Here is a 23,413-nt window from a genome sequence, read left to right as displayed (position 1 = left end):
CAATTAGTACGACCGGGTCTTGAGGGCGACCGTCTCAACCGTGAGCGGGTTGAGATTGACCGGCTTGTATTCGATCTTGTTGCCGTCACGATGCCAGATGGTGTGCTTCAGCCATTCCTTGTCGTTACGGCCATTGGGGAATTCCGGGGTATCCGGCGCGTCGTCGCGCACGTGGGCGCCACGGGACTCCTTGCGGGCCTCGGCGGAGATCATGGTGGCCTTGGCCACTTCGATCAGGTTCTCGGTTTCCAGGGCTTCCATCCGGGCGGTGTTCCAGACCTGGGACTTGTCCTTGATTTCCAGGTTCAGGACCTGCTTCTCGACTTCGAGAATCTGGGCAGCGCCCTTCTTCAGCATGTCATTGAAGCGGAACACACCGGCGTGATCCTGCATGGTGCGCTGAATGGCCAGACGGGCTTCCGCGACGCTGGAGCCACCCTTGCGGCTGTCGATGGCGGCCACGCGGGACAGGGAGTAGTCGGCCGCATTGGCGGGCAGGTCACGATGGGCCTTGCCGTTCTTGAGGTCTTCCACGGCGGAGTCGCCTGCGGACTTGCCGAACACCAGCAGATCCAGGAGGGAGTTGGTCCCCAGGCGGTTGGCCCCGTGTACGGAGGCGCAGGCGCACTCACCGGCGGCATAGAAGCCGGGCACCACGTTGTCGAAGCTGCCGTTGTCGGGCACGATGACGCGGCCGGCGTAGTTGGTGGGGATGCCGCCCATCTGGTAATGGCAGGTGGGCACGACCGGGATCGGTTCCTTGATGGGGTCCACACCGGCGAACTGGATGGAGATTTCCCGGATGCCGGGCAGGCGCTTCATGATGGTGGCCGGATCCAGGTGGGTGATGTCCAGCAGCACGTAGTCCTTGTTGGGACCGCAGCCGCGACCTTCCTTGATCTCGGTGGCCATGGCGCGGGACACCACGTCACGGGAAGCCAGGTCCTTGGCGTTGGGCGCGTAGCGCTCCATGAAGCGTTCCTTGCTGTTGTTCCGCAGGATGCCGCCTTCGCCGCGCACGCCTTCGGTAATCAGCACGCCGGCACCGGCCACGCCGGTGGGGTGGAACTGCCAGAATTCCATGTCTTCCAGGGGGATGCCGGCGCGGGCAGCCATACCCAGGCCGTCACCGGTGTTGATGAAGGCATTGGTGGAAGAATGGAAGATGCGACCGGCACCGCCGGTGGCGAAGATGGTGGCACGGGTGTGGAAGATCACCACCTGGCCGGTTTCCATTTCCATGGCGGTAACGCCGACCACATGGCCTTCGCTGTCACGGATCAGGTCCAGGGCCATCCATTCCACGAAGAACTGGGTGTTGGCCTTGACGTTGCGCTGGTACATGGCGTGCAGCATGGCGTGACCGGTACGGTCAGCAGCAGCACAGGAACGGCGCACGGGCTTCTCGCCGAAGTTGGACATGTGGCCGCCGAAGGGGCGCTGATAGATCTTGCCGTTGTCGGTACGGTCGAAGGGCATGCCGTAGTGTTCGAGCTCGACCACCACTTCCACGGCCTTCTTGCACATGAACTCGATGGCGTCCTGGTCGCCGAGCCAGTCGGAACCCTTGACGGTATCGTACATGTGCCAGCGCCAATGATCTTCCTCGGAGTTGCCGAGGGAGGCGGCCACGCCACCCTGGGCAGCCACGGTATGGGAGCGGGTGGGGAAAACCTTGGAGAGCACGGCGGTCTTCAGGCCGGCTTCGGACAATTGAATGGCGGAACGCAGGCCGGCGCCACCGGCACCCACGATCACCGCGTCAAACTTGAGGACAGGAATATTCACGCTTACAGTCTCCAGAGAATCGAAGCAGCCCAGCCGGCGTAACCCACCAGGGCCAGGATGGTCAGCACATGCAGGGCCAGACGCAGACCCGTGGGCTTGATGTAATCCATCCACAGGTCACGCATGCCGATCCAGGCGTGATAGAACAGGCTGAGCGCAAACAGGAAAGAGGCGAACTTGATGAAACCGTGGGCGAAGATGGCGCGCCAGGCTTCGAAATCGGCGGGCCGCGCCACCAGGATCACCGCCACGATCAGGGCAGTATAAACGGCCATCACCACGGCGGTAGCCCGCTGGGCGATCCAGTCCTTGAGGCCGTAATGGGCCCCGACAACGATACGATTTACCACAGGAGAACCCCCCACAGAACAGCAGTCAGCACCAGGCTCACGGCGAGAACGACAGCAGCGGATTGACGCGCGGATTGCAGCTCGACGCCCACGTGCACATCCAGGAGCAGGAAACGGATACCGGCACAGAAGTGATGCATGTAAGCCCAGATCAGGCCCGCCAGGATCAGCTTGGCCAGGGGATGGCTGGCCACGGCCTTGAAGGCCTCAAAGCTCTCGGGGGAAGTCACGCTGGCCTGGAAAATCCAGAGCAGCAGGGGCAACATGAGGAAAATGCCGGCGCCGCTGACGCGGTGAAGAATGGATACCTTGCCCGGAAGGGGCAATCTGATACTGGTAAGGTCCAGGTTTTTTGGACGCTGTTTCTTGATGCTCATCTCTGCCATGAACGTCATCCTAGGAGATTGGGGAAGACGCGGAAAACCCGCGCGAAGTGGTACAAAAAAGAGCCATAATTATACATTCAAAGCACCGGCACTGTAGCGCCCATATCGCTCTCCAGGCCTAACTGAGCTCATTGAAATAATGGTAATGGCCTGTGGCGTAGCGGCCACGCCGCCACTCCACCGGACGATCACCGTAGGTGTAAGTCACCCGCTCCACCAGCAGCAAGGGATCACCTTCCGCCACCCCCAGCAGCGAAGCCACCTGGGCATCGGCCGCCACCGCCCGCAGCCGCTCTTCGGCCCGGATCATGCGCACGGCAAACTGGCTCTCGAAAACGCTGTAGAGGGAACGGTCCGCATGCTTGAGCATGTCCAGAGTGAGGGTGCCGAAGATGTCGGCCGGCAGGATGATTTCATCCAGCACCACAGGATCCCCGTCGAACCGGAGCAGACGCTCCAGCACCACCACCGGATCCCCCACCTGGAGCTGCAGCACCCGGGCCACCGTATCGGTGGCCGCCGCATTACGGCAGGACAGGGGCTCGCTGCGGGCCTGGCGCACGGCGCCATCGTCGGGGGTGAGGCGCAGGAAACGGTAGAAGGAACGGGGGTCGTTGTGGGAGGCCACGAAGGTCCCCTTGCCCTGGCGCCGCACCAGCAGGTTCTCGGCCGCCATCTCGTCGATGGCCTTGCGCACGGTGCCCTGGCTGACGCCAAAGCGCACCGCCAGCTCGGACTCGCTGGGAATGGCAGCCCCCGGCGCCCACTCGCCAGCGCCCAGGGCCCGCACCATCAGCTCCTTGATCTGCCGGTAAAGGGGGCTGAACGTCGGCGAAATGGCGGCCTGACGGATCGGTGCGCGGTTCGAGGGCTTGAGGGGGGGACGGGACATGGGCCGCGATTTCAACACAATTCCGGGGCGCCGTCCAATTATTGCTATCTTATATAAGACATCTAATCACACATTGACACTGCCGGGGCTAACTCCTACCATAATCCGCTTGTGCCGCCAGCGCCTCCGAGCCCGCCCGGCGCAGCTGCGATCCCCCGGGGATCATCCGAACAAATCAAGTCCTTACTACAGGAGTAAGTTACATGTCCAAAGCCCCCATGCGCGTTGCTGTGACCGGTGCCGCCGGCCAAATCGGCTACAGCCTGCTGTTCCGTATTGCTTCCGGCGAAATGCTGGGTAAAGACCAGCCGGTCATCCTGCAACTCCTCGACCTGCCCCAGGCCCAGAAGGCCGTGCAGGGCGTCATGATGGAACTGGACGACTGCGCCTTCCCCCTGCTGGCCGGCATGATCGCCACCGACGATCCCAACGTGGCCTTCAAGGACGCCGACGTCTGCCTGCTGGTGGGTGCCCGTCCCCGCGGCCCCGGCATGGAACGCGCTGACCTGCTGCAGGCCAACGGCGCCATCTTCACCGTCCAGGGCAAGGCCATCGCCGAAAACGCCAAGGAAGACGTGAAGGTCCTGGTGGTGGGCAACCCCTGCAACACCAACGCCTACATCGCCCGCGCTGCCGCCATCAAGGTGGGCCGCACCAACCCCAACAACTACCACGGCATGCTGCGCCTGGACCACAACCGGGCCCTGACCCAGCTGGCCCAGAAGTCCGGCCGCCCCGTGTCCTCCCTGAAGCAGCTGGTGGTGTGGGGCAATCACTCCCCCTCCATGTACGCCGACTACCGCTTCGTGACCTCCAACGGCGACAACGTCAAGGCCATCATCAATGACGCAGCCTGGAACAACGACGTGTTCCTGCCCACCGTGGGCAAGCGTGGTGCCGCCATCATCGACGCCCGGGGCCTGTCCTCCGCCGCTTCCGCTGCCAACGCCGCCATCGACCACATCCGCGACTGGGTGCTGGGTTCCTCCGAATGGGTGACCATGGGCATCCCCGCCCCCGCCGACAATGGCTATGGCATCCCCGAAGGCCTGGTGTTCGGCCTGCCCTGCGAGTGCAAGAACGGCACCTTCACCCTGATCAAGGGCCTGGAGATCGATGAATACTCCAAGGGCAAGATCGCCATCACCCTGAAGGAACTGGAAGACGAGCGCGCCGCCGTGGCCGACATGCTGAAGTAAGCCTGCCACTGCTTCCCCGAAAAGCCGCAGCCTGTGCTGCGGCTTTTTTCATGCTGCCTGTTTCCCCCGGCGCCTGACGTAGAATAGGCGCCCCCCGAAAAATCACGGATTTCCCCATGCTGCGCCTCACCGAAGTCAAGCTTCCCCTGGACCACCCCGAAAGCGAGCTCAGGGCCGCCGTTCTGGAACGGCTCGGCATCGACGCGGAAGAGCTGCTCTCCTGCCGGGTGTTCCGGCGGGCCTACGATGCGCGCAAGTCCACCCACATCTTCTTCATCTACAGCCTGGACGTGGAGGTCCGCGACGAAGCGGCCCTGCTCCAGCGCCATGCGGGCGACCGCCATATCGGCCCGGCCCCGGACACCACCTACCGTTTCGTCACCCGGGCCGCAGCCGATGAACAGCGCCGCCCTATCGTGATCGGCACCGGCCCCTGCGGCCTCTTTGCCGGCCTGGTGCTGGCCCAGATGGGGTTCAAGCCCATCATCCTGGAACGGGGGAAGATCGTCCGGGAACGCACCAAGGACACCTGGGGCCTGTGGCGCCAGGGTCAGCTCAACCCGGATTCCAACGTCCAGTTCGGCGAGGGCGGCGCCGGCACCTTCTCGGACGGCAAGCTCTACAGCCAGATCAAGGACCCGCGCCACCTGGGCCGCAAGGTGCTGGAGGAGTTCGTCCAGGCCGGGGCCCCGGAGGAAATCCTCTTCATCAGCAAGCCCCACATCGGCACCTTCCGCCTGGTGAAGATGGTGGAAGCCATGCGCGCCACCATGCTCGCCCTGGGCGCCGAGATCCGCTTCGAAAGCCGGGTGGAAGAAGTGCTGATCGACACCGATGCCGCCGGCCAGCGCCAGGTCAAGGGCGTACGCCTGGCCAGCGGCGAGACCCTGCACAGCGAACACGTGGTCCTGGCCGTGGGCCACAGCGCCCGGGATACCTTCCAGATGCTCCATGAAAAGGGCGTCTACATGGAGGCCAAGCCCTTCTCCATCGGGGTGCGCATCGAACACCCCCAGACCCTGATCGACAAGGCCCGCTTTGGCCCCTTTGCCGGCCACCCGCTCCTGGGCGCTGCCGACTACAAGCTGGTGCATCACGCCAGGAACGGCCGCACCGCCTACAGCTTCTGCATGTGCCCCGGGGGCCAGGTAGTGGCGGCGACCTCCGAGCCCGGCCGGGTGGTGACCAACGGCATGAGCCAGTATTCCCGCGCCGAGCGCAATGCCAACAGCGGCCTGGTGGTGGATGTGTCGCCGGAAACGGACTTCCCCGGCCATCCCCTGGCCGGCATCGAGTTCCAGCGCCACTGGGAATCACAAGCCTTCGCCGCCGGCGGCGGCACCTACCAGGCTCCGGCCCAGCGGGTGGGCGACTTCCTGGCCGGGCGGCCCTCCACCGCCCTGGGCAGCGTCCAGCCCTCCTACCAGCCGGGGGTACACCTGACGGACCTGTCCCTCTGCCTGCCGGATTTCGTGGTCCAGGCCATCCGCGAAGCCCTGCCCGCCTTCGGCCGCCAGATCCGTGGTTACGACATGGCCGACGCCCTGATGACCGGGGTGGAAACCCGCACTTCCTCGCCGGTGCGCATCAAGCGCAAGCCGGACGACCTGCAGAGCATCAACACCCGGGGCCTGTACCCGGCTGGCGAGGGTGCCGGCTACGCGGGCGGCATCCTCTCCGCCGGGGTGGACGGCATCAAGATGGCCGAAGCCGTGGCCCTCGCCATGAACGGTCTGCCACCGCTGCCCGCCCGCAAGGCGGATTAGAATTCCATCGTCCTTCACTTTGCGAGGTTCGCATCATGCGCCATCCCAACGACGTGCTGTTTGCCGGTGAAAAGCCCTTCCCCATCCTCCCCGCCGTGGACCATTACGCCGGCTCGGAAAAACTGATCACCAAGGCCCTGGCCCTGCAGCAGGAAATGGGGCCCGTGTTCGACATCACCTGCGACTGCGAGGACGGCGCCCATGCCGGCGCCGAGGCCGAACACGCGCAGATGTGCGCCGCCCTGATCATGGGCGAGGAAAACCGTTTCAACCGGGTCGGCGTCCGCATCCATGACGTCACCCATCCCCATTGGGAAAAGGACCTGGAGATCCTGGTGGGCCAGGCCGGCAGCCGCCTGCCCTTCATCACCCTGCCCAAGCCCCGCAGCGCCGACGACGTGCGCCGGCAGATCCTGGTGCTGCGCCAGACCGAGGCGGTCCATGGCCTGAAGCACAACATCCCTGTGCACGTGCTGATCGAGACCCACGGAGCCCTGCGGGAAGTCTGGGAAATCGCTGCCCTGGACGGGGTGGAAAGCCTGGACTTCGGCCTCATGGACTTCGTTTCCGGCCACCACGGCGCCATCCCCGGCAGCGCCATGAAAAGCCCCGGCCAGTTCGAACACCCCCTGGTGGCCCGGGCCAAGTGCGAGATCGCTGCGGCCGCCCTGGGTTGTGGCGTGGTGCCCGCCCACAATGTCACCACCGAGCTGAAAGACACGGACTACATCCACGCGGACGCCCGCCGGGCCCGGCAGGAATTCGGTTACCTGCGCATGTGGAGCATCCATCCCAACCAGATTCAGCCCATCCTCGCCGCCATGCGTCCGGACTTTTCCGAAGTGGAGGCCGCCGGGGAAATCCTCTGCGCCGCCCAGGACGCGGACTGGGGCCCCATCCAGCACGGCGGCAAGCTGCACGACCGGGCCTCCTACCGCTACTACTGGGAACTCACCAAGCGGGCCCGGGCCACCGGCATGGAACTGCCCGAGCCGGTCAGCCTGCGCTTCTTCTCCTGATGTCCGAGGCTGCGGCCCCCCTGGACATCCTCTACCAGGACAAATGGCTGGTGGCAGTGCACAAGCCCGCCGGCCTGCTCACCCACCGCACCGTCCTGGACCGCCACGAAACCCGCTTTGCCCTGCAGCTGGTACGGGACCAGATCGGCCAGCGGGTGCACCTGGCGCACCGGCTGGACCGGGGCACCTCCGGCGTACTGCTGTTTGCCCTGGACGAGGCCAGCGCCCGGGACCTGGGCCGCCAGTTCGAAACCGGCCTGGTGCGCAAGCGCTATCTGGCCGTGGTCCGGGGCCACCCGCCCCTGGCCGGGGAAATCGACCATCCCCTCAGCCGCCAGCGGGACGACTACGAGTGGAGCGGCGCCGAGAGCAGCCAGGCCGCCCAGCCGGCCCTGACCCGGTTCCGGCGCCTGGACACGGTGGAACTGCCGGTGCAGGTGGACCGCTACCCGGCCAGCCGCTACGCCCTGATGGAGCTGGAGCCCCTGACCGGACGGCGGCACCAGCTGCGCCGCCACATGAAGCACCTGGCCCACCCCATCATCGGCGACGCCACCCACGGCAAGGGCATCCACAACCGCTTCTTCCAGCAGCATTTCGACAGTCACCGCCTGCTCCTGGCCTGCCTGGAAATGAGCCTGCAGCACCCTGAAAGCGGCGCCCCCCTGGCGCTCCAGGCGCCCTTGGCCCCGGACTTTGCCGCACTGCTACCGCGCCTGGGCTGGTCCTGGCCTCATGCGGACCAGCGGCCCCTGGCGGCAGGCAGCCAACGAGGCGGCTAGAGGGGCTGCTAAAGAGGCTGATAGGGCCGCAGATAACGGGGAAAGCGGGGCAGCCCTGCCCGGGTCAGTTCCCGGTATCGGTAGGTCACCCAGCTGCCCGGTGCCGGGGGCTGCCGTCTGTCCTCCAGGCTGAAGCCCGTGCCGATGCGGAACTCCCTGCCCTCGGGGCTGCGCACCCGCAGGGCCCCCAGCAGCCCCTGAAATCTCCCCTTGCCCGGCACATGGGCGATGACCAGGGCCTCCGCCTCCCGCTCCGGCGTCACCTTGAGCAGGACCGGACTGCGCCCCGTCAGGTAAGGCGCCTCCGCCAGGTGCAGCATCAGGCCTTCGCCACCATCAGCCAGCACCGTTTCCAGCTGCTGCATCAGGGCGTCGTGGCCGGCCACCCGGAACTGGGGCGCCAGCTGCAGCCAAGGCAGTCCGGCAGCCGCCACCAGGCGTTCCAGGGCCTGCAGCCGTTCCGTGAAGCCGCCTGGCGCTCCGGGCAGCTCGAAAAGCATGTAGCGCACCTGGCGCCACTCCGCATCCACGGGCTGTTCCCGGCGCACCAGCCCCACCAGCTCCTGGAAACGCCCCCTGCCCAGCCACAGCTCCCCATCCAGGGGATGTTCCGGCAGAGCCGCCAGGAACCAGGCCGGGGCCGGCACCGGATTGCCGCTGCGAAAGCGGAGCACCTGTCCATCCCAGTAGGCCCGTACCCCGTCGTATTTTTCGCTGACCCAATACAGGGCTGGATCCACCTGGCCCTCGTAGCGCTGGGCCAGCAGCAGGGGCGGCGCCTCCCCGGCACGGATGCCGGAGCCAAACAGGCAGAGTCCCCCAAAGAGTCCCAGCAGCAGCCTCCAGCCCCATCCCTTGTGCATGTTCTCCCTCCGATTCCACCGCCCGGCTCTGTCGCCTTGGTCACAATAGGCATAAAAAAAACAATCCTCAACAAATTGTTTAACAAGGACTTTTCCCCCAAAACCCCATAAAAGCCGGGATGGCACGGGGCTTGCAAAACCTGGTGCATCCGGGTCATGCGACATATCCACGAAGGGAAGCAGCCATGGGGCTCATGCAACAGTTCAAGAAAATCCTTGCCGGCCAGCACTGGGGCGTACACCCCGACGATCACAAGCGCCCGGTGGCCGACCTGCCCGCCCGCAGCATCCCCACCCCGCCCCGGGTGCATCTGCCCCTGGCCCAGCACGTGGGTGCCCCGGCCCGGCCGGTGGTCCTGGTGGGCCAGCAGGTCCGCAAGGGAGAACTCATCGCCGCCGCCCAGGGGCGCATTTCGGCGCCGGTGCATGCATCGGTCTCCGGCACCATCGTCCGCATCGGGGAAATCCCGGCCCCCCATATGTCCGGCCTGCCGGTGCAGGCCATCAGCATCGTCCCGGATGACGAGCAGCAGTGGTGCGCGGCCGAGGTGCCCGAGCGCCCCTACGAGCTGCCGCCGGAGGAAATCGCCGCCCGGGTCGCCGCCGCCGGCATCGTCGGCCTCGGCGGCGCCACCTTCCCCGCCGCAGTGAAACTGGACCTGGGACACCGTTCCGGGATCGACACCCTGATCGTCAATGGCAGCGAATGCGAACCCTACCTGTCCTGCGACGACCGGCTGATGCGGGACGGGGCCGACGGTATCGTGTCCGGCATCCGGCTGATGCTGGCGGCCACCGGCGCCAGCCAGGCCCTGGTGGGGGTGGAGGACAACAAGCCCGAAGCCATCGCCGCCCTGACGGCAGCGGCCGCCCGGTTTGCCCATATCCGCATCTGCCCGGTGCCGGCCCGCTACCCCATGGGCTCGGACCGGCAGCTGATCATCGAGCTCACCGGCCGGGAAGTGCCGTCCGATTGCCGCGCCGCCGATGTGGGGGTGATCGTGCATAACGTGGGCACGGCCCACGCAGTCCATGAAGCCATCTGCCTGGGGCGCCCCCTGATCAGCCGCCTGCTGACCCTGAACGGGGGCAGCTGTCCCAATCCGGGCAATTACCGGGTGCCCCTGGGCACCCTGGTCAGCGATCTGGTGGCTTTTACCGGCGGCACTGGCCCCGGCTTTGCCCGGGCGGTCATGGGGGGGCCCATGATGGGCATCCGCCTGCCCCATCTGGAAGTGCCCATCGTCAAGGGCACCAGCGGCATCCTCCTGCTGGACCAGCATGAAGCCCGGGAACAGGCGCAGGAAAACTGCATCCGCTGCGGCAGCTGCGTCCGGGCTTGTCCCATGGGGCTGCTGCCCCTGGAAATGAGCGGCCAGATCCGGGTCGGCAACCTGGATGCCAGCGTCGGACTGGGACTGACCGACTGCATCGCCTGCGGTTGCTGCGCCTATGTCTGCCCTTCCCACATCCCCCTGGTGCAGTACTTCCAGCACGCCAAAGGCGCCCTGGCAGCCCGGGAAAGGGAGAAACTGCGCGGCGAAGCCGCCGCCAAGCTGGCCCGGGCCCGCCAGGAGCGCCTGGCCCGGGAGGCCCGGGAAAAGGCAGAAGCCGCAGCCCGGCGCAAGGCCGAACGGGAAGCGGCGGCCCGGACCGCGCCCACCCCCCAGGCCGCCGAGCACACGGTCTGAGCCAAGCCCAAGTTTTTGAGGGCTTTTTTATACCTGTCCCGGTAAGATTGAAATGCTTTTCCTGCGGAGCTCCCCCTCCTTTGCCTTTCAATCGCTACCTGTTCGTCCTCTTCATCAGCGTCATTGCCACGCTGTTGATGCTGCCGATCCAGGAACCCTCGTTCCTGCCCAACACGGCACTGCTCTACGTGTTGCTGGTCGTGCTCACCGCCAGCGTTCTGGGTCGGGGACCAGCGATCCTGGCGGCCCTGGTTTCCTCCCTGCTCTACGCCCACGTCTTCGTCCCGCCCCTGTTTTCCCTCGCCATCACCGAGGTCCAGTACCTGCTGGCCGCCGGGGTGATGCTGGTGGTGGCCCTCCTGGTCGGCCACCTGACCGCCTCCCTGAAGAATACGGCCCGCCAGGTGCAGGCCCGGGAAAGCCAGTCCCGGGCCCTGTATGAACTGGCCCGCAGCCTGGCCGCCACCCTGACCCAGGCAGAGGTGGAAAGCACCACGGCCCGCTTCCTCGGCGATGCCGTCCCGGGATGCCAGGTCCGGATCATAGACCCGGATGACTGCGCCACCTTGAGCCCGCCCCTGCCCAGCGCCCTGCGGGAAACACTGCAACAGCGGCAGCAGACCCTGATGACGGTGGGCCAGGGGGAAACCGGGACCCGCCTGCTGGTCCCCCTGATTGCCTCCACCGGGTTGCACGGCATCATGGTCTGCGACCTCTCCGGCCCCCAGGCGGCCTCCGCGGCCACCCGGGAACTGCTGGAAACCATCGCCTCCCTCACGGCGGTGGCCCTGGAACGCACCCATTTCGCCGACGCGGCGCGGCAAAGCGAGGTACGCCATTCCACCGAGGTGCTGCGCAACTCCATCCTGGCCGCCCTCTCCCATGACCTGCGCACCCCGCTCACGGGACTGCTGGGCATGGCGGAGACCCTGGCCCGGGGCAGGATTTCCCCGGAACGCCAGCAGGCCCTGCTGGAAACCCTGAGAACCCAGGCCATGAACATCAACCAACAGGTCACCAACCTGCTGGACATGGCCAAGCTGCGCTCGGGCACCATAGAGCTGAACGAAGCCTGGCAGCCGGTGGAAGAAGTCATCGGCGTCACCCTGCAGCAGGTCAAGACCCAGTGGAAGGACAGGGAAATCACCCTGGACATCGAACCGGACCTGCCGCCCCTCTATTACGACGCGGTGCTGATGGAACGGGTGTTGTGGAACCTGCTGGAGAACGCCATCAAGTACTCCCCCGCCGACACGCCCATAGAACTGTCCGTGCGCATGCGCGAGGGCCGGGTGGTGATCTCGGTCTGCGACTGGGGGCCGGGACTGCCGGAGCAGGACAACGAGGAGCTGTTCGGCATGTTCCGGCGCGGCTGCCCGGAATCCAGCATCCCGGGCGTCGGCCTGGGCCTGGCCATTGCCCGCACCATTGCCGAAGCCCACGGCGGCGAGGTCCTGGCGGAAAACCGCCTGGGGGGTGGCGCCTGCTTTTCCCTGCGCATGCCCGTGGCCCGCGCCCAATACCCTGCAGAACTGGATGACAAGCTATGACCCCTCCTGACTCCATCCTCCTGGTGGAAGACGACTGGCAGATCCGGGAATTCGTCTGCATCGCCCTGGAAAGCGAGGGCTACACGGTCCACGAGGCCAGCACGGCAGGGCACGGGGCGGTACAGGCCGGCAGCATCCGCCCGGCCCTGCTGATCCTCGACCTGGGCCTGCCGGACCGGGACGGCCAGGATTTCATCCAGGACTTCCGGGCCTGGTCCTCGGCCCCCATCCTGGTGCTCTCGGCCAGGACCCAGGAAACCGAAAAGGTGAAGGCCCTGGATGCCGGCGCCGATGATTTCCTCAGCAAGCCCTTCGGGGTCTCGGAACTCCTGGCCCGGGTCCGGGCCCTGCTGCGCCGGCGCCATCAGGAACGCCACGATGCGGACCCGGTGATCCAGTTCGGTGATTTCCGCATCGACTGCGTCAAGCGGGTGGTCACGCGCAAGGGCGAAGCCCTGCACCTGACCCAGATCGAATACCGCCTGCTGATCTTCCTGGCGTCCAATCCCGGCCGGGTATTCACCCACCGGCAGCTGCTGCTCCAGGTCTGGGGCGGCCACGCGGTGGACAACCACCAGTACCTGCGGGTCTACGTGGGCCACCTGCGCCAGAAGATCGAACAGAATCCGGCCCAGCCCCGGCACATCCTCACCGAGATCGGCGTCGGCTACCGCTTTCAACCCTGACTCCCCCCTTTCCTTCCAGGAAATTCATCACCATGCACATCGTCGTCTGCATCAAGCAGGTGCCGGATTCCGCCCAGATTCGGGTGCATCCGGTCACCAACACCATCATGCGCCAGGGCGTTCCGGCCATCATCAACCCCTACGACCTGTTCGCCATCGAGGCCGCCCTGGCCCTCAAGGACCAGTTCGGGGGCAAGGTCACGGTGCTGACCATGGGCCCGCCCCAGGCCGAGCCGGCCCTGAAGAAGGCCCTCTCCTTCGGCTGCGACGAGGCCGTGCTGGTGACCGACAAGCTCTTCGCCGGGGCCGACACCCTGGCCACCTCCTACGTGCTGGCCTCGGCCATCAAAACCTTGCACCAGGAGACCCCGGTGGACCTGGTGTTCACCGGCAAGCAGACCATCGACGGCGACACCGCCCAGGTGGGCCCGGGCATCGCCAAGCGCCTGGAACTGGAACTGCTGACCTACGTCTCCCGCATCGTCAGCGTGGATCAGGCCGCCAACAGCATCCGCGTCGAGCGCCGCGCCGAGGGCGGGGTGCAGGTGCTGGAGACCCGCCTGCCGGCCCTCATCACCATGCTCGAAGGCAGCAACGAGATCCGCTTCGGCAGCGCCCCCGACATGTTCCGCGCCGCCCGGGCCGAAGTCCGCGTCTGGGACCGCAACGCCGCTGGCATCGAGGACATCAAGAAGGTGGGCCTGAAGGGCAGCCCCACCATCGTCAGCCGGGTCTTCGTGCCCAGCCCCCGGGCCCAGAAGGCCCAGCAGATCGAGTTCGACGCCGCCAACCCGGAAGCCGCCACCCAGGCCTTGCTGGACAAGGTGCTGGTGGAAATCCCCAAGGTCAAAAAGCAATTGGATCAAACCCGCGACAACAAGCGGGCTAGCCGTACTGCAGGAGAGCGCCATGAGTGAAGCCAAGACCGACAAGCCCATCAAGAAGCGCAAGATCAAGCTGGATGAAGAACTGCTGGCCTACCGAGGCGTCTGGGTCTTCGTCGAGAGCGAGCGGAGCCATGTGCATCCCGTCTCCTGGGAGCTGATGGGCCAGGGCCGCCGTCTGGCGGACCAGCTGGGGGTGGAGCTGTGCGGCGTGGTCATGGGCGCCCCGGGGCCGGACCTGGAAGCCCAGTGCCAGGCCGCCTTCGCCTACGGCGCCGACCGCTGCTACCGTATCGCCAGTCCGGTGCTGGCCGAGTACCGCAACGTGCCCTTCACCCGGGCCCTGACCGACCTGGTCAATGCCCACAAGCCGGAAATCCTGCTGCTGGGCGCCACCACCCTGGGCCGGGACCTGGCCGGTTCCGTCGCCACCACCCTGAAAACGGGCCTTACCGCCGACTGCACCGAACTGGCCATCGATCCGGAAGACCGCTGCCTGCTCTCCACCCGCCCCACCTTCGGCGGCAGCCTGCTGTGCACCATCGTCACCCTCAACTACCGGCCCCAGATGGCCACGGTGCGCCACCGGGTGATGCCCATGCCCGACCCGCAACCGGAACGGACCGGCTTGATCGTGGACTTCGAGGCCGGCCTGATCGAGACCGACATCGTCACCAAGGTGCTGGAATTCATCCCCGACGACCAGCGCGACAAGCCCCAGCTGCCCTACGCCGAAATCGTCGTCTCCGGCGGCAAGGGCCTGGGCAAGGCGGAGAACTTCAAGCATGTGTGGGATCTGGCCAAGGTCCTGGGCGGCGAAGTGGGGGCCTCCCGGGCCGCCATCCACGCCGGCTGGATCTCCGCCGACCGCCAGGTGGGCCAGACCGGCAAGACTGTGCGCCCGGCCCTCTACATCGCCGCCGGCATTTCCGGCGCCATCCAGCACCGGGTGGGTATGGAAGGGGCGGACTGCATCATCGCCATCAACAACGACCCCAACGCCCCCATTTTCGACTTCGCCCACTACGCCATCGTCGGCGACTGCAACCAGGTGCTGCCGGCCCTGGGCCGCACCTTCGCCGGCTACCTGGCGCACCAAGGCAGCTAAGGAATCCCCATGACCCAGAACATCGAAAAATTCGACGTCATCGTCGTCGGCGCCGGCCCCGCCGGCAATGCCGCTGCCTACACCCTGGCCAAGGCCGGCAAGAAGGTGCTGCAGCTGGAGCGGGGCGAGTATCCCGGCTCCAAGAACGTGCAGGGCGCCATCCTCTACGCCGACGCCCTGGAAAAGATCATCCCCGACTTCCGCGACTCCGCCCCCCTGGAGCGTACCGTCATCGAGCAGCGCATGTGGGTGATGGAGGACGAGTCCTACGTCGGCACCACCTTCCGTTCCGACCGCTTCAACCAGATGCCGGGCAACCGCTACACCATCATCCGGGCCCGTTTCGACAAGTGGTTCTCCGAGCAGGTGCAGAAGGCCGGCGCCCTGGTGATCTGCGAAATGACGGTGATCGCCCTGTTGCGGGATGCCGCCGGCAAGGTCATCGGCGTCGAAGTGGACCGGGAGGACGGCAAAATCTACGCCGACACCGTGATCCTGGCGGACGGGGTCAATTCCCTGGTGGCCAGCCGGGCCGGCCTGCGGGATGACATCAAGCCCGCCGCCGTGGCCCTGGCGGTGAAGGAAACCATCTTCCTGCCCAAGGAAACCGTGGAGGCCCGCTTCAACCTGAAGGGCAGCGAGGGTGTGGTGATCGAGATGCTGGGCAGCATCAGCCAGGGCATGGCCGGTACTGCCTTCCTCTACACCAACAAGGACTCCATTTCCCTTGGCATCGGCTGCATGCTTTCTGACATGAAGGCGCAGAACACCACCCCGGCGGAACTGCTGGAAAAGCTGAAGCAGCATCCTTCCGTGGCACCCCTGATCGCCGGCGGCGAGACCCGGGAATACGCCGCCCACCTCATTCCCGAAGGCGGCTACCACGCCCTGCCCGAGCTGTACGGCGAAGGCTGGCTGCTGGTGGGGGATTCCGCCGGTTTCGTGAACGCCGTGCACCGGGAAGGCTCCAACCTGGCCATGACCAGCGGTCGCCTTGCCGCCGAAACCCTGCTGGAACTGGGGGAGAAGGGCCTGCCTTCCACCGCCGCCAACCTGGCCCGCTACAAGGCCAGGCTGGAGGACAGCATCGTGCTCAAGGACCTGAAGAAGTACCGCAACATCCCGGATACCCTGCACAGCCAGCGCCAGTTCCTCTCCGATTACCCGGCCCTGCTCAACGGCGCCGCCCACGAGTTCTTCACCGTGGATGGACAGGACAAGGCGACCAAGGAAAAGGCCATCTTCAACGCCTTCCGCGAACGCCGCAGCCTGCTGGGGCTGCTGGGCGATGCCTACCGCCTGTGGCGCGCCACCCGCTGAGGAAAGGATATAGATCATGATGAAAGTCGAAGAAAAGCTGTTCCAGAACCGCTACCGGGTCGATGCGGATCGGCCCCACATCCGCATCAAGAACGAATCCGTCTGCAACGACGGCTGCGTCAGCCGGGCCTGCGTCGTCTGCTGTCCGGCCGGCTGCTGGTCCTTCGAGGAGGGCAAGATCGGCCTGATCACCGACGGCTGCCTGGAATGCGGTACCTGCCGGGTGGTCTGCGACACCCACGGCAACGTGGACTGGAACTATCCCCGGGCCGGCTTCGGCGTGCTGTTCAAATTCGGCTGAGCCCTCCCCCGCCGGCCCGGAGGCCGGCGGAGTCCCTGTCTCAGTCCGCGGCCAGGCGGGCAATCCTGGCCTCCAGCTGGGCCACGTGCCCGGCCTCTTCCCCGGCAAACTCCTCCGCCATCAAGCGCACATTGGGATTAACGGTCTGTCCGGCGATCTCCCGGTAGAAGACGCAACTGCGCTGCTCCCCATCCAGGGCCAGCGCCAGGGCACCGGCCACATCCATGAAAGCGTCCACACCGCCCCAGGCAGCCGCCTCGGGGCTGGTGCCGTCAGGCCAGCGATATTCCTCGGGACGCAGCTTGGGCGGGTAATGAAAGCCGCCCCGGGCCATGGCGTCTGCCAGATGCAGGCGCGAGTAATGGGCCATCTGGCGAAAGAAGTCGGCCACTTCCGGGGACCCCAGGGTCTGCATCTCATCCGCCAGTTCCTCGTAACGGCGGGCCGATTCCTGCTCCAGCTGGATGGCGTGGGCGAGGAAGAAGTGGATGTCGTCCATGGCCCGCCTCACCCGAATTTGAACAGGATGCCGAACCCACCCCGTGGCCATTCCCAATCCACGTTGCGATGCTCGTCACAGATGATGCGGCAGGTGCCGCATTCCAGGCAGCCGTCGGTGATCAACACCACCTTGCCGTTGCCTTCCTGGATGTAGCAGCCGGCTGGGCAGCAGACCGTGCATTGCTGGGATTTGCATTGGTGGGTACAGGTCTCGGCATCCTTGATCTTGATGTGAGGGCGCCCCGCATCCACCCGGTAGCGGTCCTGGAACAGCTTCTCTTCGACTTTCAACATGATGGATCTCCTTTTACTCGACAGCGCGCCAGAACTTGAAGGCGTCGCCGATCAGGCCAAGCCGGGTACGGGCATTGATGAAGCTCTGCTTGATGGACTTTTCCTTGCTCTTCTTGTCCACCCCATCTACCCGGATCAGGGTCTGGGCTGCCTTGGAGAGCAGGTCGGGATAGGTGGTGAAGAACTGCTTGTTGTTGTGGAAGATGTCCGGCATGCGCCGGTACTTCTTCAGGTCCTTCATGACGAAGCTCTCGTCCAGCTTGGCCTTGTAGCGGGACAGGTTGGCGGCGCTGAAGGGCTTGCCCGCCGCCTTCAGTTCCACCAGGGTCCGGGCCGCCAGCATGCCGGTGGTCATGGCCAGATTGGAGCCTTCCCGGTGGATGCCGTTCACGAACTGGCCCGCGTCGCCAGCGATCAGCCAGCCGTCCCCATAGACCTGGGGTATGGCGTTGTAACCGCCCTCGGGGATCAGGTGGGCGGCGTATTCCTTCATCTCGCTGCCGGCAATCAGGGGGGCGATGGAAGGATGGGCCTTCATCCGGTCCAGCAGCTCGTAGGGGGTGACCTGCTGCTCCTTGAAGTCGGAGAGCATGCAGCCCACCCCCAGGGTGATCGACTCCTTGTTGGTGTAGAGAAAGCCGGTGCCCATCATGCCGGCCGAGATCTTGCCGGCCATCTCGATCACCACGCCCTCTTCCTCGCCGATGTTGAAACGGGCCTCGATGGTCTCCTGGGGCAGGAAGTGGATTTCCTTGACTGCCAGGGCCACGTCCTTGGGCTTGATCTCGCTGTTGAAACCGGCCTTCACCGCCAGGCGGGAATTGACCCCGTCGGCCAGGATCACCGCGTCGGCGTAGATTTCGCCGCCCTTCCTGTCGGTGCGCACGCCCACCACCTTCTTGCCGTCGAGCAGCAGCTCGGTAACCGTGGTTTCGCAGATGGTCAGGGCGCCGGCTTCCCTGGCCTTCTTGTTGAACCACTGGTCGAAGTGGGCGCGGATGATGGTGTAGCGGTTATAGGGGGGCTTGTTGAAGTCCTCGGAACGGTAGTGGGTGCCCATGTAGGAGGTATCGTCCAGCACCCAGACCCGCTGCTCGATCAGGTGCCGCTCCAGGGGCGCCTCGTCGCGGAAGTCGGGGATGATCTTCTCGATGGCGTCCGAGTAGAGGATGGCGCCCTGTACGTTCTTCGAGCCCGGGGTTTCGCCCCGCTCGATCTGCAGCACCTTGAGGCCGCCCTGGGCCAGGGTGTAGGCGGCAGCGTTGCCGGCCATGCCGGCCCCCACCACGATCACGTCGAATTTTTCAGCCATGGTCTGTGCTCCTCTCAACCGGCTTTCCTGGCCTGGGCCAGGTGGGATTTGAAGACTTCGGTCAGTGCCGGCAGGATGGTCATGGCGTTGCCGACGATGCCGTAGTGGGCGAAGTCGAAGATAGGGGCGTTCGGGTCCGAGTTGATGGCGATGATCACGTCGGCCCCGTCCATGCCCACCCGGTGCTGGATGGCGCCGGAGATGCCGGCGGCGATGTAGAGCTTGGGCCGCACGGTCTTGCCCGACTGGCCCACCTGCCGGTCCAGCTCGATCCAGCCGGCCTGGACCACGGGGCGGGAACCACCCACCTCGGCGCCCAGGACCTGGGCCAGGTCCCACACCAGCTGGAAGTTCTCCGGCTTCTTCAGGCCCCGGCCGCCGGAAACGATGATGTCGGCGAAGGGCAGGTTGGGCTTGTCGCGGGTATCGTCGGGGATGAATTCGAGCACCTTGGTGATGATCGAGGTCTCCAGCATGGAAAACGGCACCTCGATGATCTGGCCGCTGCGGCTGGTGTCCGCCTCGGGCATGCCCATCACCCGGGGCCGCACGGTGGCCATCTGGGGCCGGTGCCGCTGGGTGAGGATGGTGCACAGCAGGGAGCCGCCGAAGGTGGGCCGGGTCGAGGCCAGGTTGCGGCTCTCGGCGTCGATCACCAGTTCGGTACAGTCGGCCACCAGGCCGGTCTTCAGGGTGGTGGCCACGGAACCGGCCAGGTCCCGGCCCAGGGTCGAGGCCCCGAGCATGAGGATTTCCGGCTGGTAGGTGTTCACCAGGTCGGTGAGGGCCTTGGTGTAGGGCTCGTTGCGGTAGTCGGTCAGCACCGGGTCCTGCACCAGGTAGCACTGGTCGGCGCCGTAGTGGAAGGCCTCGGCGCAGATGCCCCGGCCCCGCTCGCCAGGCCCGGCCATGACCACGCCGCAGAGCTGCACGCCCAGGGCGTCGGCGAGCTTCCTACCCTCGCCCAGCAGCTCCCAGGAGACCGGATGCACCTCGCCCCGCTCGCTTTCCACGAAGACCCAGACGTGCCGGTAATTGATGAAGCGCGGGTCCAGTTCGACCTTTTTGCGCGCTGGTTTTTTCGCTTGTTCGCTCATGCTGTTCTCCTTTCGGTTCAGGTCAGCGGGCCCGCTTGGCGATTTCTTTTTCCAGTTTGGGATGCTGGGTGAACATCTTGGCCAGCAGGGTGACGGCCAGATTCTTCGGGTCGTTGTCCTGGGTCTCGATCATCTCGGCCCGCTGGCTGCGGGGCCGGGGTGCGAACACCTTGCTGACCACGGTGGGGCTGCCCTTCAAGCCGATCATCTCGGCGTCGTCGATGCCGGCGGCCTCCTTGTTCCACACCTTGAGGTCGTAGCGGGCAGCCCGGAACAGGTCGTCCAGGTCGCCGAAGCGCATCTCGTTGGTGCCTTCGAGCATGGTGATCAGGCAGGGCATGGCGGTCTTAAGGAACTGCACGCCCCCCTCGGCCCGGCGCTCCACCTGGATTTCCCGCTGTTCCAGATCCACATCCACGATCTTGGAAACGTAGGTGAGCAGCTGGCAATCCAGCCGCTTGGCGATGCCAGGGCCCACCTGGGCGGTATCCCCGTCGATGGTCTGCTTGCCGGTGAAGATCAGGTCCACCGGCATGTTTTCCATGATCTTCCTGATGGTCGAGGTGAGGGCAAAAGAGGTGGCCAGGGTGTCGGAGCCGGCGAAAGCCCGGTCGGACACCAAAATGGCGTCGTCGGCCCCGTAGGACAGGCATTTCCGCAAGGCCGCCTCGGCCATGGGCGGGCCCATGGTGACCACGGTGACCGTGCCGCCGAACCTGTCCTTGAGGCGCAGGGCCTCTTCCAGGGCGAACAGGTCGTAGGGGTTGATGATGGCCGGGACGCCCTGGCGCATGATGGTGTTGGTGACCGGGTGCACCCGGATCTGGGCCGAGTCCGGCACCTGCTTGATGCAGACGACGCTGTGCATGGTGATCTCCCTGGAGGTGTTCAGGCCGCTGCGTAGCGGGGAACAGCCTTGTCGATCACGATGCAGTCGGCGGGACAGTCGATGACGCACTGGGCTTCATCGAAATGGCCGACACACTCGGTGCATTTGCTTGCCGTGATGGCGAAGACGCCACCTTTTTCATTGATGGCCAGGTTGGGACAGACGGACTCGCAAGCTGCGCAGGCCGTGCATTGGGAAGCGATGATCTTGTACGCCATGAGAATCTCCGGATGGATTAAACACGGCCTATCCATCGCAACAGGCGTACCAGCCCTTTTTTATATAAACATCACATAAAACCCTTTTTAATTCATTGCCCTGAAATTTGTTGGATTGATGCCAAGATATAAAATTGTCTTTAGGGAGAGCCTGTTTGATGTCACCAACAGGACAGAGGCGCCGTGATCGGGAGAAACACTCCCGTCAGCGACAGATTCTCATGCCTAAAGTCCCGGTGCAGGCTTGCCCGCTTCCGGCTTCTTGCGCCCCCAGACCGTGGGATGGGCATGGCGGCTGATGATGAAATCCATGAAGAACTTGCACCAGATGGTGATCCCTGCAATGGCGCTCCAGGTATCGTAGGCAAAGGAGCCGGTGACGACCCCCAGGATGTTGAAGGCGATGATCACGCCCCCGACCAGGTTCAAGGCCCCCGTGTAGGGTGCGAATTTTTCCGGATGGGCGGGCGGCAGGCCCCGCTTCAGGCCCACTTCGGAGAAGTCCTGGCGGGCAAAGATCCGCCAGGCCCGCCGCAGCCAGAAGAAGGCAATGGGGAACAGGGCGAGAAACAGGATCCAGGTCATAGCGACGTTGATGTCGAATACCATTTTGTGCTCCAGGGTCAGCATTCATTGAAGCCCCGAGCCCGGCAGAATGCCGGGCCCGGGCTGAAGTCACGGGCCTGAGGCCCGTGACGCCAGGCGCTTAGTGGGCGCCATCCACCATCTTGGAACCCCGGGGAATACGTACGCTTTCCACCAGGTGCTGGATGTGATCGGGGGCCGCCTTGGTCATCTTGAAGACCACGTAGGCCACACCGAAGTTCACCAGGGCGCCGATGGCACCAAAGGCTTCCGGCGTGATGCCGAAGAAGCTGTTGGGGCCGCCGATCAGGTCCACAAACTCCGTGCCCTTGATGAACAGGATGCCCTTGTGGGCGAACACGTAGAACAGGGTCACGAACAGACCCGCCAGCATCCCGGCAATGGCGCCTTCCTTGTTCATCTTCTTGGAGAAGATGCCCATCATGATGACCGGGAACAGGGAGGAGGCAGCGATACCGAAGGCCAGGGCCACGGTGCCGGCCGCGAAGCCCGGGGGATTCAGACCCAGGTAGCCGGAGATCACGATGGCCACGGCCATGGCGATCTTGCCGGCCAGCAGCTCGTTCTTCTCGCTGATGTCGGGCGCAAACACCCCCTTCACCAGGTCATGGGAGACGGCAGAGGAAATAGCCATCAACAGACCGGCAGCGGTAGACAGGGCGGCAGCCAGACCGCCGGCAGCCACCAGGGCGATGACCCAGTTGGGCAGCAGGGCGATTTCCGGGTTGGCGAGCACGATGATGTCGGCGTTCACCGTCAGTTCGTTGCCCTTCCAGCCGGCAGCTTCGGCCTTGGCCTTGGCATCGGCGCTCTTCGTCTTGTCGTTGTAGTACTGGATGCGGCCGTCACCGTTCTTGTCCTCGAACTTCAGCAGACCGGTCTTTTCCCAACGGGCCATCCAGGCGGGACGATCCTCGACCTTCAGGCTGGATTCCTCGGCGTACAGGTCACCCTTGCCGGCTACCGCGGTATTCACGGTGGCATGCAGGTTGTACTTGGCCATGGCCGCCACGGCGGGCGCGGTGGTGTACAGCAGGGCGATGAAGATCAGGGCCCAACCGGCGGAAGCACGGGCATCCTTGACGCTGGGAACGGTGAAGAAGCGCATGATCACGTGGGGCAGACCCGCAGTCCCGATCATCAGGGACATGGTGTACACGAACATGTTCAGGGTGCTGCCAGCCGTGGTGGTCGTGTATTGGCCAAAGCCCAGGTCGGTCACCACCTGATCCAGACGGGCCAGCAGGGAGATGTCGCTGCCGGACAGATCGGAACCCAGGCCCAGCTGCGGGATGGGATTGCCGGTCAGGTTCAGGGAGATGAAGATGGCCGGCACCAGGTAGGCAGCGATCAACACGATGTACTGGGCCACCTGGGTGTAGGTGATGCCCTTCATGCCGCCGAACACGGCGTAGAGGAACACGATGGCCTGGCCGATGTAGATGCCGGTATCGCTGGAAACCCCCAGGAAGCGCGAGAAGGCCACGCCCACACCCGTCATCTGGCCGATGATGTAGGTGGTGGAAGCGGTCAGCAGGCAGACCACAGCCACAGTGGCTGCGCTCTTGGAGTAGAAGCGGTCAGCGATGAACTGGGGCACGGTGAACTTGCCGAACTTGCGCAGGTAGGGTGCCAGCAGCATGGCCAGCAGCACGTAACCCCCGGTCCAGCCCATGAGGAACAGGCCGCCGCCGTACCCCATGTTGGCGATCAGACCGGCCATGGAGATGAAGGAAGCGGCAGACATCCAGTCCGCCGCCGTGGCCATGCCGTTGGTGACGGGGTGCACGCTGCCGCCGGCAGCATAGAACTCGCTGGTGGAACCGGCGCGAGCCCAGATGGCGATACCGATGTACAGCGCGAAGCTGGCACCGACCACCAGGTAGGTAGTAGTTTGCAGATCCATGGTCG

Annotated in this window: 24 protein-coding genes; 11 read left to right on the top strand and 13 right to left on the bottom strand. The window is 65.2% G+C overall.

The window, feature by feature from the left end; genetic code table 11:
- Window positions 1-3: 3 nt before the first annotated feature.
- The 4 genes from sdhA to G474_RS0112610 form a co-directional block, all read right to left on the bottom strand.
- A complete protein-coding gene (gene sdhA / locus G474_RS0112625) occupies window positions 4-1,788 on the bottom strand; it encodes a succinate dehydrogenase flavoprotein subunit (RefSeq protein ID WP_026687298.1) in 1,785 nt (594 codons plus the stop codon).
- Window positions 1,789-1,790: 2 nt separating this feature from the next.
- Window positions 1,791-2,138, bottom strand: coding sequence for a succinate dehydrogenase, hydrophobic membrane anchor protein (gene sdhD, locus G474_RS0112620; protein ID WP_026687297.1), 348 nt, complete (start codon window positions 2,136-2,138; stop codon window positions 1,791-1,793).
- Window positions 2,132-2,524, bottom strand: coding sequence for a succinate dehydrogenase, cytochrome b556 subunit (sdhC, locus tag G474_RS0112615; RefSeq protein WP_026687296.1), 393 nt, complete (start codon window positions 2,522-2,524; stop codon window positions 2,132-2,134). The genes sdhD and sdhC overlap by 7 nt, the downstream gene beginning before the upstream one ends.
- Before the next feature lie 118 nt (window positions 2,525-2,642).
- Window positions 2,643-3,416, bottom strand: coding sequence for a GntR family transcriptional regulator (locus G474_RS0112610; RefSeq protein WP_051282267.1), 774 nt, complete (start codon window positions 3,414-3,416; stop codon window positions 2,643-2,645).
- A 203-nt stretch (window positions 3,417-3,619) separates the two neighbouring features.
- Here G474_RS0112610 and G474_RS0112605 point away from each other — a divergent pair, with 203 nt between their 5' ends.
- The 4 genes from G474_RS0112605 to G474_RS20675 all read left to right on the top strand — a co-directional run bounded on the left by G474_RS0112605 (window position 3,620) and on the right by G474_RS20675 (window position 8,182).
- Window positions 3,620-4,615 (top strand): malate dehydrogenase, encoded by a 996-nt coding sequence (locus G474_RS0112605; protein ID WP_026687294.1) that lies wholly within the window; start codon window positions 3,620-3,622, stop codon window positions 4,613-4,615.
- A 116-nt stretch (window positions 4,616-4,731) separates the two neighbouring features.
- On the top strand, window positions 4,732-6,381 hold the full coding sequence (locus G474_RS0112600) for an NAD(P)/FAD-dependent oxidoreductase (protein WP_026687293.1): 1,650 nt from the start codon (window positions 4,732-4,734) through the stop codon (window positions 6,379-6,381).
- A gap of 35 nt (window positions 6,382-6,416) precedes the next feature.
- Window positions 6,417-7,400, top strand: coding sequence for an HpcH/HpaI aldolase/citrate lyase family protein (locus G474_RS0112595; protein ID WP_026687292.1), 984 nt, complete (start codon window positions 6,417-6,419; stop codon window positions 7,398-7,400).
- The gene (locus tag G474_RS20675; protein ID WP_051282266.1) at window positions 7,400-8,182 is read left to right on the top strand and encodes a pseudouridine synthase; all 783 of its coding nucleotides are present in this window, start codon (window positions 7,400-7,402) and stop codon (window positions 8,180-8,182) included. Before G474_RS0112595 ends, G474_RS20675 begins: the two co-directional genes overlap by 1 nt.
- Before the next feature lie 8 nt (window positions 8,183-8,190).
- Here G474_RS20675 and G474_RS0112585 read toward each other — a convergent pair whose 3' ends face one another.
- Window positions 8,191-9,045 carry a DNA ligase gene (locus G474_RS0112585; RefSeq protein WP_026687291.1) on the bottom strand — a complete coding sequence of 285 codons (855 nt, stop codon included), beginning with the start codon at window positions 9,043-9,045 and terminating at the stop codon, window positions 8,191-8,193.
- A 185-nt stretch (window positions 9,046-9,230) separates the two neighbouring features.
- On the opposite strand from G474_RS0112585, the gene rsxC reads away from it, so the two are divergent.
- From rsxC to G474_RS0112550, 7 genes are all read left to right on the top strand, one after another.
- Window positions 9,231-10,736, top strand: coding sequence for an electron transport complex subunit RsxC (rsxC, locus tag G474_RS0112580; RefSeq protein WP_026687290.1), 1,506 nt, complete (start codon window positions 9,231-9,233; stop codon window positions 10,734-10,736).
- Window positions 10,737-10,816: 80 nt separating this feature from the next.
- A complete protein-coding gene (locus G474_RS0112575) occupies window positions 10,817-12,286 on the top strand; it encodes an ATP-binding protein (protein WP_026687289.1) in 1,470 nt (489 codons plus the stop codon).
- Entirely contained in the window at window positions 12,283-12,972 is a 690-nt protein-coding gene (locus tag G474_RS0112570) for a winged helix-turn-helix domain-containing protein (protein WP_026687288.1), read from the top strand. The genes G474_RS0112575 and G474_RS0112570 overlap by 4 nt, the downstream gene beginning before the upstream one ends.
- Window positions 12,973-13,004: 32 nt before the next feature.
- Window positions 13,005-13,889, top strand: coding sequence for an electron transfer flavoprotein subunit beta/FixA family protein (locus tag G474_RS0112565; protein ID WP_026687287.1), 885 nt, complete (start codon window positions 13,005-13,007; stop codon window positions 13,887-13,889).
- Complete coding sequence (locus tag G474_RS0112560; RefSeq protein WP_026687286.1) at window positions 13,882-14,964, top strand: electron transfer flavoprotein subunit alpha/FixB family protein; 1,083 nt, start codon at window positions 13,882-13,884, stop codon at window positions 14,962-14,964. The genes G474_RS0112565 and G474_RS0112560 overlap by 8 nt, the downstream gene beginning before the upstream one ends.
- A gap of 9 nt (window positions 14,965-14,973) precedes the next feature.
- Complete coding sequence (locus G474_RS0112555) at window positions 14,974-16,284, top strand: FAD-dependent oxidoreductase (protein WP_026687285.1); 1,311 nt, start codon at window positions 14,974-14,976, stop codon at window positions 16,282-16,284.
- Window positions 16,285-16,300: 16 nt separating this feature from the next.
- On the top strand, window positions 16,301-16,585 hold the full coding sequence (locus G474_RS0112550; RefSeq protein WP_026687284.1) for a ferredoxin family protein: 285 nt from the start codon (window positions 16,301-16,303) through the stop codon (window positions 16,583-16,585).
- A gap of 40 nt (window positions 16,586-16,625) precedes the next feature.
- Here G474_RS0112550 and G474_RS0112545 read toward each other — a convergent pair whose 3' ends face one another.
- The 8 genes from G474_RS0112545 to G474_RS0112510 form a co-directional block, all read right to left on the bottom strand.
- Window positions 16,626-17,084, bottom strand: coding sequence for a ferritin-like domain-containing protein (locus G474_RS0112545; protein WP_026687283.1), 459 nt, complete (start codon window positions 17,082-17,084; stop codon window positions 16,626-16,628).
- 8 nt (window positions 17,085-17,092) lie between these two features.
- Entirely contained in the window at window positions 17,093-17,380 is a 288-nt protein-coding gene (locus tag G474_RS0112540; protein WP_026687282.1) for a ferredoxin family protein, read from the bottom strand.
- Between the two features lie 13 nt (window positions 17,381-17,393).
- Window positions 17,394-18,692 (bottom strand): FAD-dependent oxidoreductase, encoded by a 1,299-nt coding sequence (locus tag G474_RS0112535; RefSeq protein WP_026687281.1) that lies wholly within the window; start codon window positions 18,690-18,692, stop codon window positions 17,394-17,396.
- A gap of 14 nt (window positions 18,693-18,706) precedes the next feature.
- Window positions 18,707-19,789, bottom strand: coding sequence for an electron transfer flavoprotein subunit alpha/FixB family protein (locus G474_RS0112530; protein ID WP_026687280.1), 1,083 nt, complete (start codon window positions 19,787-19,789; stop codon window positions 18,707-18,709).
- Window positions 19,790-19,811: 22 nt separating this feature from the next.
- Window positions 19,812-20,657, bottom strand: coding sequence for an electron transfer flavoprotein subunit beta/FixA family protein (locus tag G474_RS0112525; protein ID WP_026687279.1), 846 nt, complete (start codon window positions 20,655-20,657; stop codon window positions 19,812-19,814).
- A gap of 20 nt (window positions 20,658-20,677) precedes the next feature.
- Window positions 20,678-20,896 (bottom strand): 4Fe-4S binding protein, encoded by a 219-nt coding sequence (locus tag G474_RS0112520; RefSeq protein WP_026687278.1) that lies wholly within the window; start codon window positions 20,894-20,896, stop codon window positions 20,678-20,680.
- Window positions 20,897-21,121: 225 nt separating this feature from the next.
- Entirely contained in the window at window positions 21,122-21,505 is a 384-nt protein-coding gene (locus tag G474_RS0112515; protein ID WP_026687277.1) for a hypothetical protein, read from the bottom strand.
- 97 nt (window positions 21,506-21,602) lie between these two features.
- Window positions 21,603-23,408: a sodium:solute symporter family protein gene (locus G474_RS0112510; RefSeq protein ID WP_026687276.1), complete on the bottom strand. Its 1,806-nt coding sequence runs from the start codon at window positions 23,406-23,408 to the stop codon at window positions 21,603-21,605.
- Window positions 23,409-23,413 lie beyond the last annotated feature (5 nt).

Origin of the sequence: Azovibrio restrictus DSM 23866 (assembly GCF_000429665.1) — a bacterium.
Classification (GTDB): domain Bacteria; phylum Pseudomonadota; class Gammaproteobacteria; order Burkholderiales; family Rhodocyclaceae; genus Azovibrio; species Azovibrio restrictus.
The sequence above is the reverse complement of the archived record's forward strand: the minus strand, read 5'-3'. Positions and strand labels throughout refer to the sequence as shown.